This is a genomic window from Actinotalea subterranea (assembly GCF_008364845.1).
Taxonomy (GTDB): Bacteria; Actinomycetota; Actinomycetes; order Actinomycetales; family Cellulomonadaceae; genus Actinotalea; species Actinotalea subterranea.
The window spans coordinates 318,418-334,697 of sequence record NZ_VTTP01000002.1 but is presented as its reverse complement, the minus strand read 5'-3'; the positions used below and the strand labels follow the sequence as shown (position 1 = coordinate 334,697).

The following is a 16,280-nucleotide window of genomic DNA, read 5'->3' as shown; positions in this document are numbered from 1 at the left end:
CCGACGATCCTCGATCCGACCGGGCGCGAGGCTTGGCCGCCCGGCCGGCCCCAGGAATGCACGTGACGAGCGCGCGGCACCGGGGCTAACGTGCGGGACGACGGCCGGGCGGGACCCGGACGCGCCGGAACGGACGGGGAGGTGCGGACCATGACTGCCGATGTGCTCGTCGTCGTGCCCACCCCCTTCCGCCCCGCGCAGCACTGAGGCCGCGCGGGTCTCCCCGAGAGGTCCAGACCGTGCCGTCAGTACCCGCAGTGCCAGCACCCGCAGTGCCCGGCTCCGCAGCCCCCGTTCCCTCAGCACCAGGGTCCGCAGCCCGCGTTCCCGCAGCCCGCGTTCCCGCAGCCCGGGTTCCCGCAGCCGCAGCATCCGCGGTTCCAGGACCCACCGCGCCGGGCTCCGTCCCCACGCCCGACGACGCGCTCCTGCGGCTCGGCTGGGACACCACCTGGTCCGCAGCCCTGCGCGACCTCGACGAGGCCCGGCCCGGCGGCCCGAGGTCGGCCGGGCGCGTGGTCGGCCGGGTCGCGCGTGCCGACCGTGGCTCGTGCGAGGTGCTCGCGCCCCAGGTCGGCGGGACCCGCGGCGCCGAGCTCGTCACGCTGACCGCCGCGTGGGGCCCGGCGCTCGAACGCGCCGTGTCCCACGACCCGACCCGGGTCCCCGCCGCCGGGGACTGGGTCGTCGCCGAGCCGGTGGACGGCTCCCGGGCCGAGGCCAGGCTCGTCCTGACGGCTGTCCTCCCGCGCCGCACGGCCGTCGTCCGGGCGCAGGCGGACGGCTCGTCCCACGGCCAGGTGCTCGCGGCCAACGCCGACGTCGTGGCCGTCGTCGAGGGCATGGTGCCGGACCTCGACGAGGCGCGGATCGAGCGCCTCCTCGCGCTCGCGTGGTCCTCGGGCGCCCGGCCCGTCGTCGTCCTGACGAAGGCCGACCTCGCACGGGACCCGGGCGCGGTCCGGGACGAGGTCGCGCTGCTGGCCCCCGGTGCCGACGTCCTCGCCGTCTCCACGCCCTCGGGTGACGGCCTCGAGGCGTTGCACGCCCACCTGGCGGCCGGCGCGACGATCGCCCTGCTGGGCGCGTCGGGTGTCGGCAAGTCGACGCTCCTCAACGCGCTCGTCGCGGGCGACGTTGGCACCGGGCCGATGGCCACGCGGTCCCTCGGGGCGGAGGGCAAGGGCAGGCACACAACCGTCACCCGGGAGCTCCATCTCGGTCCGGTGGCGGGCGCCGTGCTGGACACCCCGGGGATGCGCACGATCGGCCTCTCGGGGCACACGGACGTCGAGACGGTGTTCCCGGAGATCGAGGAGCTCGCCGCCGCGTGCCGGTTCCGGGACTGCGAGCACCGCACCGAGCCGGGTTGCGCCGTGCTCGCGGCCGTCGACGCCGGTGACCTGCCGCTGCGCCGTCTGCTCAGCTTCCGCAAGCTCCTGCGGGAGGCGGCGTGGCAGGCGTCGCGCACCGATGCCCGCCTGCGCGCCGAGCTCGTCCGGCCGTGGAAGGAGCATGCGCGCGCCGCCCGGGCACACCCCAAGCGGCGCTGAAGCACCAGGGCCTCGAGCCCAGGACGCTCCGGCGGTGGGCACGAGCCGGCCCGGGGCGCGCCCGCCCGCGAGGACGGGCGCACCCCGGATCAGGCTGCGTCGCACCCCGGATCAGACTGCGTCGCAGCCCGGATCAGGCTGCGTGCAGCCCGGGTCAGCGCTGCGCGCGGTTGACCGCCGAGATGATGGCCTTGAAGGAGGCCGTCGTGATCGACGGGTCGATCCCGACGCCCCACAGGACCTCGTCACCGACGGCGCACTCGACGTACGCCGCTGCGGTCGCGTCGCCACCGGTCGAGAGGGCGTGCTCGGCGTAGTCGAGCACCTCGACACGCTGGCCCATCGAGCCGAGCGCATCCACGAACGCGTCGATCGGGCCGTTCCCGACGCCCTCGACCGTGCGCTCGGCGCCGGAGTCGACGAGGTCGACCGAGAGCCGGTCCGGACCGTCCTCGACGCTCGCACTGCGGCTCCCCCGCAGCGAGAACCGGCCCCACGGGGCGAGGTCGCTGCCGGGCTCGACCGGAAGGTACTCGTCGGTGAAGATGCGCCAGAGGTCGTCGGCCGTGACCTCCTGACCCTGCGCGTCCGTGTACGCCTGGACGGCCCGCGAGAACTCGATCTGGAGCCTGCGCGGCAGGTCCAGGTGACGCTCGCTCTTCATGAGGTACGCCATGCCGCCCTTGCCGGACTGCGAGTTGACGCGGATGACCGCCTCGTACGAGCGGCCCACGTCGCGCGGGTCGATCGGCAGGTAGGGCACGGCCCACACGATGTCGTCGACCTCGGCTCCGGCCGCGGCGGCCCGGGCGGCCATCGAGTCGAAGCCCTTCTTGATCGCGTCCTGGTGGGACCCGGAGAACGCCGTGAAGACGAGGTCGCCGCCGTAGGGGTGCCGCTCGTGGACCGGGAGCTGCGTGCAGTGCTCGACGGTCCGTCGCACGCGGTCGATGTCCGAGAAGTCGATCTGCGGGTCGATCCCCTGGCTCGCCAGGTTCATCCCGAGGGTCACGAGGCACACGTTGCCCGTGCGCTCGCCGTTGCCGAAGAGGCAGCCCTCGATGCGGTCGGCCCCGGCCAGGTACCCGAGCTCGGCCGCCGCGACCGCCGTGCCGCGGTCGTTGTGCGGGTGCAGCGAGAGCACCACGTTCTCGCGGTGGTGCAGGTGGCGGGACATCCACTCGATCGAGTCCGCGTAGACGTTCGGCGTCGCCATCTCGACGGTCGCCGGCAGGTTGATGATGACCTTGCGCTCTGGCGTCGGCTGGAGCACGTCCAGGACCGCGTTGCACACGCGCACCGCGTACTCGAGCTCCGTCCCGGTGTACGACTCGGGCGAGTACTCGTAGTAGACGTCCGTGCCCGGGACCGTCTCCTCGTACTTCTTGCACAGGTGGGCGCCCGACGTCGCGATGTCGAGGATCCCGTCCTGGTCGGCGCGGAAGACGACCTCGCGCTGGAGCACCGAGGTGGAGTTGTAGAGGTGGACGATCGCCTGCTTGGCGCCGGCGATCGCCTCGTACGTGCGCTCGATGAGGTGCTCACGCGACTGGGTGAGGACCTGGATGACCACGTCGTCGGGGATGCGGTCCTCGTCGATGAGCATCCGGACGAAGTCGAAGTCGGTCTGGGACGCCGAGGGGAAGCCGACCTCGATCTCCTTGTAGCCCATGTCGACGAGCAGCTCGAACATCCGCAGCTTGCGCTCGGGGTTCATCGGCTCGATGAGCGCCTGGTTGCCGTCGCGCAGGTCCACCGCGCACCAGCGGGGTGCCCGGTCCATGCGACGCGACGGCCAGGTGCGGTCGGGCAGGTCGACGGTGATCTGCTCGTGGAAGGGCCGGTAGCGGTGGACCGGCATGGGCGACGGCTTCTGGGCCGTCCGCTCCTCGTACGTCCGCTGGGGCGACGCACCGTTCTGGACGGTGGTCGGCGTGCTCTGCGTGCTGGGGTTCATGGCGTGTTCCTCGGTGTCGGGCTTGTCAGCGACGACCGGCACGACGACCACCGCGGCGAGGGACCGGTCTGTCAGACCTCACCGCGGCGACGAAGAAGGAGTCCATGCCTTGTCACGCGCACGGTCGACACCATACCCCCGGACGTGGGGACGTCCCAGACCCGACCACCTGGCGGGCCAAGGGCGTCCCCACGCCGGTGCACGTCACTCGTTGCAGAAGAGCTGCCCGGCGTCGCGACCGCGACCGCCGCAGGTGTCGCCGAACTCCTCGTACTCCGTGCCGAAGCCGGACTCCATGTAGAGGTCGTCGCACGCCTGGTTGTCCCCGTCGGCGCACGCGTCGTACAGGGCGTCGAGCTCGGGGTCGCTGCCGTAGGTGCCCTCGGACGCCCCGGTGTCGGTGCCGGTGTCCTCGCCCGTGTCCTCACCGGTGTCGCCCGTGTCGGTCGTGCCCTCGTCGGTCCCGGCCGCGCCGAACTGCTCGGTGCACAGGATGTCCTGGTCGCTGCGCCCGCCGCACGAGAAGCCGAACTCCTCGTACTCGGAGTCGAGCGGGGACTGGTTGTACAGGTCGTCGCAGGCGGCCCAGTCCTCGTCGGCGCACGCGTCGTAGAGCTCGTCCAGCGCGGCGTCCGACCCGTAGGAGCCCACCTTGTCGAGCAGGCCGCGGACCACGAAGATGCCGGCGACGCCGAGCACGACCACGAGGCCGACGACGCCCAGGACGATCCAGAGGGCCGTCTTGCTGCTCTTCTTGGGAGCGGGGGCGCCCGGGCCACCCTGGTAGCCGTACGGCTGACCCGCATAGGGCTGGCCGGGGCCGGCCGGAGCCTGACCGGGGGCCTGGTAGGCCGGCGCGCCGCCCGCGAAGCCCTGGGGCCCGGGCGGCGGGGTGCCGAAGCCCGGGGCGGCCTGCTGGGGCTGCTGCCCCTGCCAGGCCGGCTGCTGCCCCTGCCAGGCAGGCTGCTGCCCCTGCCAGGCAGGCTGCTGCGCCGTCGGCGCCTGCCACTGGGGTGCCTGCGGGGCGGTCGGCTCCGACTGCCACTGCGGCGTCTCGGCGGTCTGCGGGGCGTCGGGAGCCTGGGGGGCCGAAGGGGCCTCGGGCCGCGCGGCGATGGCCGCGTCGACGGCGGGCTCGCCGAGGCCGCCGAGCCACTCGAGGAGACCCGGGTACGCGGACGGGTTCGCCGCCACGGCCGCACGGAGGTCCGGACGAAGGGCGGCGATGTCGGCGAGCACCTGGGGGCTCGTGGTGGGGTCCGACGCCTGCGCGCTGGTGTAGCTGTCTTCCTGGCTCATGTACCTGCTGCCCTCTCCGTGCCGCGACGTGCGGCGGCTTCAGGGCGAACGTTAGCGCTGGTCGGGGGTGCCGTGGGTAGTCCTCCCACCGTCAGAACGTCGGGAACACGCCCCAGTACGCGAGCATCACCAGGAGCGCCGAGGAGCCGCCCACCCCGCACGCGACGGTCCACGCGCCCGCAAGCGTCCGAGCGGCCGACTCCCGGCCCCGACGACGGCCGTCCAGCACCCGGTAGAGCAGCACGACGCCGGCCACGACGCACGCGATCCCGAGCATGCGGATCACGAGCCAGCCTCCCTGCACGACGACGGCGCTCTGGCGGTAGTTCTGCGCGAGGTTCGCGACCGTCAGCAGGTACACCACCAGGCTGAGCAGCGTCGCGACGGACCCGGCCGTCACCGTGGCGAGGGGTGCGAGGACCCCGTCACCGAGCGCACGACCGCGGTTCCCTCGCACGCGACGGACCATCCACAGCACGGGACCCACGAGCAGCGCGAGGAAGGCCGCGGCCATGCCCGCCACGATCAGGTCGCCCTCCGCGAACCAGCGGGGTCGCTCGACGGGCGCGGCCAGGAAGCGCTGGTACGGCTCGGCTCCGGCGATCCGCGGCTCGGCGTGCGCGGACGTCGGAAGGGCCTGGATCCAGCCCGACAGGTCGCGGGCGAACGCGGGGACAAGCACCCGGTCGACCTTGATGCCGTGGTTCGCGCCCTCGTAGTAGCGCACCGTGTGGTCGGGGTTGCCCGCGACCTCGAGGTCCTCGATGACCTGGAGCGCGCCCTGCACCGTCGGCATCGCGGCGTCGCCGGTGCCGTACACGAGCAGGAGCGGCTGACGCATGCGCTGCTGGAACGGCCGCACGTCGAACCGTCCGTAGTCGAACCCTCCGCCCGGGAACTCCATGCCGACGAACCGCGGGATCGCGCGCAGCACCTCGTCCGGCACACCGGTGTTGCGCAGGTACGAGTCCACCGCGAACGCCGCCTGCTGGCGCGGCGGCACGACCGGGGCGGCGACGAGCACGACGAACGCGACGGCGGGGTTGTCCGCGGCCATGACCGGGACGATCCATGCGCCCTCGCTCTCGCCGTACACGCCGACCCGGTCCGCGTCGACGCCCGGGAGCTCGCGCAGGAGCTGGACGCTGCGCAGGTAGTCGTTGGCCATGGCGATGTAGTCCCGGTCGCGCGTCGAGTACGTGTCGAGGCGCTTGTTCGGCACCATCGCGACGACGCCCGCGCTCGCCAGGGCCTCGGCCTGCGCGACGAACGCGTCCGCGAACCGGCCCGTGCCGGCCCCATGGACGAAGACGACGCCGGGCCGGGCGCCGTCGGCGCCGACAGGGGTGCTGATGCGCGCCTCGACCTGCGCGCCGGCGAGGTCGACGGTCACGACCTGCGTCTCGACCTCGTAGGTCCCGACGGGGTCTGTGCCCTCGGTCCCGCCGACCGAGGTGTCGGACGTCTCGACGTCGATCGTCTCGGTCATCGGCACGGGGTCCCAGCCCGGTCCGGACACCGCGCCGACCACTCCGAGCGCCACCACCACCACTGCGCTGGTCAGCGCTATCCGGTACCGCACGCGGGGAGTCTAGCCACGCCTGGTGACGGGCTTCAGAACCCGAGCCGGTGCAGCTGCTTCGGGTCGCGCTGCCAGTCCTTCGCGACCTTCACGTGGAGGTCCAGGTAGACGCGGGCGCCGAGGAGCGCCTCGATGCCCCGGCGAGCGGTCGAGCCGACGTCGCGCAGGCGCTCACCGCCGCGCCCGATGATGATCGCCTTCTGGCTGTCGCGCTCGACGAAGAGCTGGACCCGCACGTCGAGGAACGGCGGGTTGCCGTCGCTGCCGTCGCGGCCCTCGCGCGGCGTGATCTCGTCGACCACGACGGCCAGGGAGTGGGGCAGCTCGTCCCGGACGCCCTCGAGCGCCGCCTCGCGGACCAGCTCGGCGACCATGACCGCCTCGGGCTCGTCGGTGAGCTCCCCGTCCGGGTACAGGGCGGGGCCGGGCTGGAGGTGGCTGACCAGGACGTCGACGAGCGTGTCGACCTGGTAGCCCTCGGTCGCGCTCACGGGCACGACGTCGGCCCACTCGCCGAGCTCCGCCACGGCCATGAGGTGCTCGGCCAGGCGGCCCTTCGGCACGAGGTCCGCCTTGGTGGCGACGGCGACGACGGGGGTGCGCTGCGGCCCCTGCGCGAGCTCGGTCAGCTGCTGCGCGATGAAGCGGTCACCCGGCCCCACCCGCTGGTCGCTCGGCAGGCAGAACACGACCACGTCGACCTCGGTCAGGGTGTTGCGCACGAGGTCGTTGAGGCGCTCCCCGAGGAGGGTCCGCGGCCGGTGCAGACCCGGCGTGTCGACGAGGACCACCTGGGCGGCGGGCCGGTGCACGATGCCGCGGATGACGTGGCGCGTGGTCTGCGGCCGACCGGACGTGATCGCGACCTTCTGGCCGACGATCGCGTTGGTCAGCGTCGACTTGCCGGCGTTGGGCCGGCCCACGATGCAGACGAAGCCCGATCGGAACGGCGTCGGGGTGGTCATCGGGTGGCTCCCTGGTGAGGTGGTGCGCCGTCGGACGGCTCGGTGTCGTGCTCGTGCTGCGCGCGGCCGACGACGAGGGTCGCGACCTGCTTGCGGCGGCCCTCGACGCGGTCGGCGGTCAGCCGGAGGCTGCCCACCTCGGCGCTCGAGCCCGCCAGGGGTACCTTGCCCAGCGCCTTGGCGAGCAGCCCGCCGGCGGTGTCGACGTCGTCGTCCTCGAGGTCGAGGCCGAAGAGCTCGCCGAGCTCGTCCACGGGCAGGCGCGCGGGCACCCGGAAGGTCCCGTCACCGAGGTCCTCGACCTCCGGGGCCGAGTGGTCGTGCTCGTCGGTCAGCTCGCCGACGATCTCCTCGAGCGCGTCCTCGATGGTCACGAGGCCCGCGATGCCGCCGAACTCGTCGACCACCATCGCCATGTGGAACGCACCCTGCTGCATCTCCCGCAGCAGGTCGTCGACGGGCTTGGACTCCGGCACGAAGACCGGGGGCCGCACGAGGGCGTCGACGGGCTCCTGGTCGGTCTCCGGGTGCAGGTGCCGGTGCCGGACCACGTCCTTGAGGTACAGGACCCCCACGAGGTCGTCGACCGACTCCCCGACGACCGGGACACGCGAGTAGCCCGAGCGCAGGAACAGCGAGAGGGCCTTGCGCAGGGGCGTCCCGCCCGGGAGCGTGATCATCTCCGTGCGGGGGACCATGACGGCCCGCGTGATCGTCTCGCCGAGCTCGAGGACCGACCGGAACATCTCGCGCTCGTCGTCCTCGATGTGGTCCGACTCGCTGACGCGGTCGACCATGTCGCGGATCTCCTCGTCGGTCAGCGCCGCCTCGTCGGATCGCCCGAGCCTGCGCACGGGAGCCGTGCAGGCGCGGGCAGCGGCCAGCAGCACCGAGCTCATCAGGAGCGCGCCCAGCGGGTGGCGACGCGCGAGGCGTCGGGGCAGCCATCGCACGACGAGGAGCGCCAAGGAGCCGACGACGGCGAGACCGACGCCGAGCGCCTCCCACCACGTCGACGCGGCGCCCCCCACCACGACCATCAGGCAGACGGCGGCGACCACCTCGAGCACCGTCGCGGCAGCGGCGGCAGCGGCGGCCGTGCCACGCGGGTCGGCCATCGCCCGGCGCACGCGCACGGCACCGGGCAGGGACGACGAGCCGAGCTCGGCCAGCGCCGTACGGCTCACGCGCCGGGTCGCGGTCTCACCGGCCGACAGGAGGGCGGCTCCGAGGGCCGCAGCGAGGGCAAGAGCGACCAGGGCGCCGTCGGGCACACCGTTCATCGACGCGCGAGGAAGGTCAGGAGGAGCTGACGCTGGAGGGCGAACATCTCCTTCTCCTCCTCGGGCTCGGCGTGGTCGAAGCCGAGCAGGTGCAGGATCCCGTGCGTGGTCAGGAGCAGGAGCTCCTCCTCGGTCGAGTGTCCCGCCTCACGCGCCTGACGCGCCGCGACCTCGGGGCACAGGACGACGTCGCCGAGGAGGCCCGCCGGCGTCGGCTCGGCGTCGGAGCCGGGGCGCAGCTCGTCCATGGGGAACGACAGCACGTCCGTCGGGCCGGGCTCGTCCATCCACTGCACGTGGAGCTCGCTCATCACGTCGGTGCCGACGAGCAGGATCGACAGCTCGGTCTGCGGGTGCACGTGCATCGCGTCGAGCACGTGCCGCCCGAGCGCCGCGAACTCGGCCTCGTCGACGGCGTAGCCGGACTCGTTGTTGACCTCGATGCTCATCGCACACCTCCACGCGTGTCGCGGCCGGCCTCACGCCGCACGTCCCAGCTCGCGTAGGCGTCGATGATGTCGCCGACGAGCCTGTGACGCACGACGTCCTCCGAGGTCAGGCGGCAGAACTCGACGTCGTCGACGCCGCCGAGGATCTCCTCGACCACCCGCAGGCCCGACGTGGTGCCGCCCGGCAGGTCGACCTGCGTGACGTCGCCGGTCACGACGATGCGTGAGCCGAACCCCAGCCGGGTCAGGAACATCTTCATCTGCTCGGTCGAGGTGTTCTGCGCCTCGTCGAGGATGATGAACGCGTCGTTGAGCGTGCGCCCGCGCATGTACGCCAGAGGGGCGACCTCGACGGTCCCCGCCTCCATGAGCCGCGGGATCGAGTCGGGGTCCACCATGTCGTGGAGCGCGTCGTACAGCGGACGCAGGTAGGGGTCGATCTTCTCGCTGAGCGTCCCCGGCAGGAACCCGAGGCGCTCGCCGGCCTCGACGGCGGGACGCGTCAGCACGATGCGGTTGACCTGCTTGGCCTGGAGGGCCTGGACGGCCTTCGCCATCGCGAGGTAGGTCTTGCCGGTGCCCGCGGGCCCGATGCCGAACGTGATCGTGTGCCGGTCGATCGCGTCGACGTACGCCTTCTGCCCGACCGTCTTGGGACGGATGGTGCGCCCACGGCTCGACAGGATGTTCTGCGTGAGCACCTCGGCGGGCCGGCTCACCGTCGCCGCGGTGAGCATCTGCACCGAGCGCCCGACGACGTCCGCGCTGAGCGGGGTCCCGCTCAGCGCGACCTCGAGCAGCTCGTCGATGAGGCGCGCGACGAGCTCGACCTCGCCCGGGGCGCCGTGCAGCGTGATCTCGTCACCGCGGGCGTGGATGCGGACCGTCGGGAACCCGGCCTCGACGGCACGCAGGACCTCGTCGCCGGGCCCCAGGAGGGCCACGACGGGGAGGTGCGCGGGGACCACGATGCGGTGCTCGACGTCGCCAGCACCGGGGCTGCGGCGTGCGGGTGTCTCTGCCATGGGAACGGCCGACGGGCCTGGGTCTCCTCGGGGTGTGGTCGAGCGTGCCCACCCATCCTACCGAGGTGCGCCACGCGCACCCGGGGTCGCGTCAGGCGGGAGACCAGCCGAGCTGCGTGCCACCGATGACGTGGGCGTGGACGTGGAACACGGACTGGCCGGCCTCGGCGCCGGTGTTGAACACGAGCCGGAACTGGCCGTTCGCCTCCGTCTGCGCGACCTCGTCCGCGAGGCCCACGACCTCGGCGAGGAGCGCGGGGTCCACCGCAGCGAGCTGGGCGACGTCGGCGTGGTGGTCGCGGGGCACGACGAGCACGTGGAGCGGCGCCTGCGGGTTGATGTCCGCGAACGCGACCGCCCGTTCGGTCGTCGCGACGACCGTGGCGGGCACCTCGCCGCTCACGACGCGGCAGAACAGGCAGTCCGGCACGGTCAGGTGGCCCTCGGAGGACGTCGACATGCCGCCAGAGTAGTGCCGCGTCGAGCCGGATCCCTGGGAGGATGACCGGACGGCACGACCTTGCGGACGGAGAAGGACATGCGAACCACGACGAGGCGGGGCACGACCGTCACCAGGAGCACCCGGCGCACCGCGTCGCGGCTCGGCCCCCGCGCTGCCGCGGCGGCTGTCGCGCTGCTCGTGCTCGCGGGCTGCCAGACCGGTCAGGAGCCGGCCGACGAGCCGTCGACCGGGACGCCCACGCCGACGGCGACCGCTGAGCCCACACCGACCGATGAGCCGAGCCCCTCGACGGCACCGGACGCGGGCGCCGCGACGAACGGCCCCAACACGATCACGAGCCCCGTCGCGGGCGACACGCTCGCCGGCCCGCAGGTCACGGCCACCGGCGAGGGCACCGCGTTCGAGGCGACCCTCAGCTACCAGGTGGTCGACGCGGCGTCGGGCGACGTCGTCGTCGGGCCGGACTACACCATGGCCGGCGCCAACGGCGAGGTCGGCCCGTGGACGATCGACCTCGCGCTCGAGCCCGGCCAGTACACGCTCCAGGTGTGGGAGCCGGACATGTCCGACGGCGAGGGCGGCGAGGGCGCTGAGGGCACGGACGGCCTCGGCACCAACCCGGTCGAGGTCACGTTCACCGTCGAGTGACCGTGGCCTGACGGCTCGCTCAGGCCCACCGACCGAGGCGGCGCGCCAGGAGCGCGAGGGCGACCGGGCCGGCCGTCGACGTCCGCAGCACGTGCGGCCCGAGGAGCACGGGCCGCGCGCCGGCGTCGGCCAGCACCGCCAGCTCCTCGTCCGCGATCCCGCCCTCGGGCCCGACGACGACCAGCACATCGGTCGAGCCGTCCGGCGCGGGCTCAGGCAGGTCGGTGTCCCACAGGGGCAGCTCCGCCGACTCGTGGAGGACGAGCGCGACCCCGCCCGCTCCCGTGAGGTCCCGGACCCGCGCGACCAGACCGCGCGTGTCGACCGCCTCGTGGACGTGCGGGACGAACGCCCGGCGGGACTGCTTCGCGGCCTCGCGCACGGTCGCGCACCACTTGGCGCGGCTCTTCGCGGCCCGGTCGCCCCGCCACACGACGATCGACCGGGCTGCCTGCCAGGGCAGCACGGCGTCGACCCCGACCTCGGTCGCGGCCTCGATGGCGAGCTCGTCGCGGTCCCCCTTGGCCAGGGCCTGCGCGAGGACGAGGCGGACGGTCGGCGCCGGCTCGTCCTCGCGCTCGAGGACCTCCAGCACGAGGCGCCCGGGCTCGACCTGCGCGATCGTGCAGCGGATCCGGACCCCTGCGCCGTCGACCACGTCGACGCGCTCCCCCGCCCGACGGCGCTGGACGACGCCAGCGTGGCGCGCCTCGGCGCCGGAGAGCTCGTAGCGCGAGCCGGCCGCGCAGCCGCCGAGCAGGCCGGGCTCGGTGAGGAAGACGGGGGCGGTCACGTCGGTTCAGCGACCCGCGAGCTTGTCGCGGAGCTTCGCGAAGACCCCGGGGTGGGCGGGGGCGAGGCGTGACGGGGGACGCTCCTCGCCGCGCAGCACGGCGAGCTCGCGCAGGAGCCGCTCCTGCTCCGGGTCGAGGCTCGTCGGCACCTGGACGTCGACGTGGACGTGCAGGTCCCCACGTCCGCCGACGTGCAGGTGGCCGATGCCCAGCCCGCGCTCGACGATGACCTCGTCCGGCTGCGTCCCGGGCCTGACGTCGATCTGCCGTGGGCCGTCGAGGGTCTCGAGCTCGACCCTCGTGCCGAGCGCGGCGGCGGTCATCGGGATCTCGAGCGTGCAGTGCAGGTCGTCGCCGCGGCGCAGGAAGATCTCGTGCCGGCGCTCACGCACCTCGAGGTACACGTCGCCGGGGGGACCACCCGCGGGGCCGACCTCGCCCTGGCCCGTGAGCTTGATGCGTGTGCCGGTGTCGACGCCTGCGGGGATGTCCACCGACAGCGTCCGGCGGCTGCGCACCCGGCCCTCGCCCGAGCACTCCGGGCACGGCTCGGGGATGACGGTGCCGAACCCGTGGCACGCGGCGCACGGGCTCGACGTCATGACCTGGCCGAGGAAGGACCGCGCGACGCGCTGCACGACGCCGCGCCCGCCGCACACGTCGCACGTGCGCGGCGACGTGCCCGGACGGCAGCAGCTGCCCTGGCACGTGGAGCAGAGGACGGCCGTGTCGACGGGGACGTCGCGGTGCACGCCGAACGCCGCCTCCGAGAGGTCGATCTCGACGTGCACGAGCGCGTCCTGCCCACGCCGCGCGCGCGGCACCGGGCCACGCTGGGCCGAGGCCCCCTGGGGCGCACCGAAGAACGTCTCGAAGATGTCCTGGAAGCCGAACCCCGGCCCGAACCCCGCGGATCCCCCACCGGGCGCCGTCGGGTCGACCCCGCGGTCGTACATCTGGCGCTTCTCGGGGTTGGACAGCACCTCGTAGGCGCGCGAGACGTCCTTGAACCGCTCCTCCGAGCCGTCCCCGCTCGCGACGTCCGGGTGCAGCTCGCGTGCGAGCCGGCGGTACGCCTTCTTGATCTGGTCCTGCGTCGCGTCGGGGCTGACGCCGAGGATCTCGTAGTAGTTGCTGCTCACGTGTCGCTCTCTGCCGGGGCCGCCTGGCGGCTCGCCCGGACGTGACGGTGGTGCGGGAACGGTCGGTGGCTCGTGCGGGCAGGTGCGGGCGGAGGCGGTCTGTCGGGCACGCCTCAGCCCGCCAGGATCCGGGACAGGTACCGGGCGACGGCCCGGACCGAGGCGATCGTCCCCGCGTAGTCCATGCGGGTCGGTCCGAGCGAGCCGATGCGTGCGACCGGGTCGCCCTCCGCACCGTAGCCCGTCGCCACGATCGACGTCTCGGCCAGGCCTGCGTGACGGGTCTCCCGGCCGATGCGGACGGCCACGCCCTCGGAGTCCTCGGCCATCTCCGTGAGCAGGCGCAGCAGGACGACCTGCTCCTCGAGCGCCTCGAGCACGGGCCGGATGGTCTGGGTGAAGTCGGTCCCGCTGCGCGCGAGGTTCGCGGTGCCGGCCATGACGATGCGCTCCTCGGTGGCCTCCGCGAGCGTGTCCTCGACCACGCGGATCACGCGTCGCACGAGGGCCTGGTCCGCCACGGGGAACGCGCTCACCATCTGCTCGAGCGGCTCCGGGAGGTCGACGAGCCGCCTGCCCGCGACCGTCGCGTTCAGGCGCGCCCGCAGCTCCGGGACCACGTGCTCGGCGAGCGCGTCCTCGAGGTCGAGCATGCGCTGCTCGACCCTTCCGTTGTCCGTGATGATGACGACGAGCAGCCGGCTGTCCCCCACCGGCACGAGCTCGAGGTGGCGCAGGGCTGACCGGCGCAGCGACGGGTACTGCACGACGGCGACCTGGTGCGTGAGCTGCGCGAGCAGCCGCACCGACCGGTCCACGACGTCGTCGAGGTCGACGGCGTCCTCGAGGAAGTGCTGGATCGCCCGACGCTCGGGCGACGAGAGAGGCTTGATGGTCGAGAGGCGGTCCACGAAGAGCCGGTAGCCCTTGTCGGTCGGCACCCGCCCCGCCGACGTGTGGGGCTGGGCGATGTACCCCGCGTCCTCGAGCGCCGCCATGTCGTTGCGGATCGTCGCCGGCGAGACACCGAGGTTGTGGCGCTCCACGAGCACGCGCGAGCCGACGGGCTCGTGCGTCTGCACGTAGTCCTCCACGATCGCGCGGAGCACACCGAGCCTGCGGTCCTCGACCATGGAACCTCCTCCCGCCACGGACACCGCGGGGCCGGTCCGCCGCTGCGGCGCCGCACCCGGCGCGCCGCCGACCGGTGGCACTCGACCCCTCCGAGTGCCAATCCTACGACGCCCGTGCGACGCGAGGCGTCCCGGGCGCCTCGCGTCGGGTGCGAGCGCCGGCACGCGGCCGTCGCAGGTGCCCGCGCCCGCGTGGGTGCCCGGTGACACGCTGCCGCCCGCCTGCGGGGCACCCGGACGTCCCCCTGGCATCATCGACCGGACCGCACAGGAGGACGAGGGAACCGGTGAGCAGGGACCACGCATGACCACGGACCGGTACGGGCGCGACGTGCTCCGAGCCCCGGACCCGGCTCCGGGCGCACCCCGCGGCAGCGCGGCGCGGACGCGCGGCATGCGGACGTCGCGCCCGCAGGTCGCCGAGACCGGCCTCGTCGTCGAGGAGGTCACGACGGGCTGGGTGGGCGCCGTGGTGCGCGTCGAGCGCTCCGGCGGCATGCGGGTGGTCGTCCTCGAGGACCGGCACGGGCGCACGCGGACGTTCCCGCTCGGCCCGGGCTTCTGGGTCGACGGGGAGCCCGTCGAGCTCACCCCGCCCGCCGGACCGTCGGCGCCCGCGGCGCCCACCCGGACGGCGTCGGGGTCACGCGCCGTCCCGGGCGTCCGTGCTCGCGTCGCGCGCGGCGCGCGGATCTGGGTCGAGGGCCGCCACGACGCCGAGCTCGTCGAGAAGGTCTGGGGTGACGACCTGCGGATCGAGGGCGTCGTCGTCGAGATGCTCGACGGCGTCGACAACCTCGCCGACGCGCTGGCGGACTTCGCCCCCTCGGCCGACCGGCGGGTGGGCGTCCTCGTGGACCACCTGGTGCCCGGGAGCAAGGAGTCGCGCATCGCCGCCGAGGCGGTGCGGGGCACCCGCCCCGGCACCGTGCTCGTGCTCGGCCACCCCTACGTCGACGTCTGGCAGGCGGTGCGGCCCGCCCGCCTCGGCCTCGACCGCTGGCCGACCGTCGACCGCCGGACCGAGTGGAAGCACGGCATCCTCGACCAGCTCGGCTGGCCCTGCGCGGACCAGGCCGACGTCGCCCGGGGCTGGCAGCGGATCCTGGCGTCGGTACGCGACTACCGGGACCTCGAGCCCGCTCTCCTGGGGCGGATGGAGGAGCTCATCGACTTCGTCACGGCGGACGCTCCCCCCACTCCCTGACCCCTTTCGCTACTGTTTCCACTGAACTGGGAGCGATCGCTCCGCGAGCTCGACCGGCGCCCTCCCGCGCCGGGCAGGCGACCCTTCTCGACAGAGCCGGTGAACTGATCATGACGACCAACCCGTCCGACGAGCCCAACGTGCCGGGCAGCGACCAGCCGGCACCTCCGCCGCCGCCCGCGTACGAGGCACCCGCGACGCCGCCGGCCGGCGCCGTCCCGCCCCCGCCCGGTGCGGTTCCGCCGCCCGCGTACGGCAGCACGCCCCCGCCCGCCTACGGCACGACGCCCCCGCCGGCCTACGGCAGCACGCCGCCGCCCGCGTACGGCGCGACCCCGCCGCCCGGGTACGGCGCCGCGCCGCAGGCGCCCGGGTACGGCGCGCCGATGGGTGCACCGATGACCGACGCCGACCAGCGCCTCTGGGCGACCCTCGCGCACATCGGTGGCCTGATCCTCAGCTTCATCGCCCCGCTCGTGATCTGGCTGATGTACAAGGACCGTGGCCGCTTCGTCGAGGAGCAGGCCAAGGAGGCCCTCAACTTCCAGATCACCGTCGTGATCGCGAGCATCGCGCTCACCGTGATCACCGTGGTCACCTTCGGCCTCGGCTCGATCCTGTGGGTCGTGATGATCGCACCGCTGGTCTTTATGATCATGGCCGCGGTCGCCGCCAACAAGGGCGAGGCGTACCGCTACCCGGTGAACATCCGCTTCATCAAGTGAGCCGCTAGGCGCACGACGAGGGGCCGGTGACCGCGAGGTCGCCGGCCCCTCGTGC

Annotated in this window: 15 protein-coding genes; 4 read left to right on the top strand and 11 right to left on the bottom strand. The window is 73.7% G+C overall.

Going from position 1 to position 16,280, the window contains the following annotated elements; all coding sequences use genetic code 11:
• Positions 1-257 precede the first annotated feature (257 nt).
• On the top strand, positions 258-1,553 hold the full coding sequence (gene rsgA, locus FZ988_RS04495) for a ribosome small subunit-dependent GTPase A (RefSeq protein WP_188078967.1): 1,296 nt from the start codon (positions 258-260) through the stop codon (positions 1,551-1,553).
• 154 nt (positions 1,554-1,707) lie between these two features.
• Here the strand turns inward: rsgA and leuA are convergent, their stop codons facing one another.
• From leuA to FZ988_RS04455, 8 genes are all read right to left on the bottom strand, one after another.
• Entirely contained in the window at positions 1,708-3,414 is a 1,707-nt protein-coding gene (gene leuA / locus FZ988_RS04490) for a 2-isopropylmalate synthase (RefSeq protein WP_246169252.1), read from the bottom strand.
• 300 nt (positions 3,415-3,714) lie between these two features.
• Positions 3,715-4,809, bottom strand: a complete 1,095-nt coding sequence (locus FZ988_RS04485; RefSeq protein ID WP_149202804.1) for a variant leucine-rich repeat-containing protein — start codon at positions 4,807-4,809, stop codon at positions 3,715-3,717.
• A gap of 91 nt (positions 4,810-4,900) precedes the next feature.
• A complete protein-coding gene (locus FZ988_RS04480; protein ID WP_246169207.1) occupies positions 4,901-6,391 on the bottom strand; it encodes an alpha/beta hydrolase family protein in 1,491 nt (496 codons plus the stop codon).
• A 32-nt stretch (positions 6,392-6,423) separates the two neighbouring features.
• The gene (era, locus tag FZ988_RS04475) at positions 6,424-7,356 is read right to left on the bottom strand and encodes a GTPase Era (RefSeq protein ID WP_149202803.1); all 933 of its coding nucleotides are present in this window, start codon (positions 7,354-7,356) and stop codon (positions 6,424-6,426) included.
• On the bottom strand, positions 7,353-8,639 hold the full coding sequence (locus tag FZ988_RS04470; protein WP_149202802.1) for a hemolysin family protein: 1,287 nt from the start codon (positions 8,637-8,639) through the stop codon (positions 7,353-7,355). Before FZ988_RS04470 ends, era begins: the two co-directional genes overlap by 4 nt.
• Positions 8,636-9,088, bottom strand: coding sequence for an rRNA maturation RNase YbeY (ybeY, locus tag FZ988_RS04465; protein ID WP_149202801.1), 453 nt, complete (start codon positions 9,086-9,088; stop codon positions 8,636-8,638). The genes FZ988_RS04470 and ybeY overlap by 4 nt, the downstream gene beginning before the upstream one ends.
• On the bottom strand, positions 9,085-10,113 hold the full coding sequence (locus tag FZ988_RS04460) for a PhoH family protein (RefSeq protein ID WP_149202800.1): 1,029 nt from the start codon (positions 10,111-10,113) through the stop codon (positions 9,085-9,087). Before FZ988_RS04460 ends, ybeY begins: the two co-directional genes overlap by 4 nt.
• A 91-nt stretch (positions 10,114-10,204) precedes the next feature.
• Entirely contained in the window at positions 10,205-10,573 is a 369-nt protein-coding gene (locus FZ988_RS04455) for an HIT domain-containing protein (protein WP_188078966.1), read from the bottom strand.
• A gap of 78 nt (positions 10,574-10,651) precedes the next feature.
• Here FZ988_RS04455 and FZ988_RS04450 point away from each other — a divergent pair, with 78 nt between their 5' ends.
• Positions 10,652-11,224 (top strand): Gmad2 immunoglobulin-like domain-containing protein, encoded by a 573-nt coding sequence (locus tag FZ988_RS04450; protein ID WP_149202799.1) that lies wholly within the window; start codon positions 10,652-10,654, stop codon positions 11,222-11,224.
• Between the two features lie 19 nt (positions 11,225-11,243).
• On the opposite strand, the gene FZ988_RS04445 is transcribed toward FZ988_RS04450, so the two are convergent.
• From FZ988_RS04445 to hrcA, 3 genes are all read right to left on the bottom strand, one after another.
• Positions 11,244-12,017 (bottom strand): 16S rRNA (uracil(1498)-N(3))-methyltransferase, encoded by a 774-nt coding sequence (locus tag FZ988_RS04445; protein ID WP_149202798.1) that lies wholly within the window; start codon positions 12,015-12,017, stop codon positions 11,244-11,246.
• Positions 12,018-12,023: 6 nt separating this feature from the next.
• Positions 12,024-13,160 (bottom strand): molecular chaperone DnaJ, encoded by a 1,137-nt coding sequence (gene dnaJ, locus FZ988_RS04440; protein ID WP_149202797.1) that lies wholly within the window; start codon positions 13,158-13,160, stop codon positions 12,024-12,026.
• Between the two features lie 113 nt (positions 13,161-13,273).
• Positions 13,274-14,293: a heat-inducible transcriptional repressor HrcA gene (gene hrcA / locus FZ988_RS04435; RefSeq protein WP_149202796.1), complete on the bottom strand. Its 1,020-nt coding sequence runs from the start codon at positions 14,291-14,293 to the stop codon at positions 13,274-13,276.
• Between the two features lie 304 nt (positions 14,294-14,597).
• Here hrcA and FZ988_RS04430 point away from each other — a divergent pair, with 304 nt between their 5' ends.
• Positions 14,598-15,500 (top strand): DUF3097 domain-containing protein, encoded by a 903-nt coding sequence (locus FZ988_RS04430; protein WP_149202795.1) that lies wholly within the window; start codon positions 14,598-14,600, stop codon positions 15,498-15,500.
• A 110-nt stretch (positions 15,501-15,610) separates the two neighbouring features.
• Complete coding sequence (locus FZ988_RS04425) at positions 15,611-16,225, top strand: magnetosome magnetite crystal formation protein family (RefSeq protein WP_149202794.1); 615 nt, start codon at positions 15,611-15,613, stop codon at positions 16,223-16,225.
• Positions 16,226-16,280 lie beyond the last annotated feature (55 nt).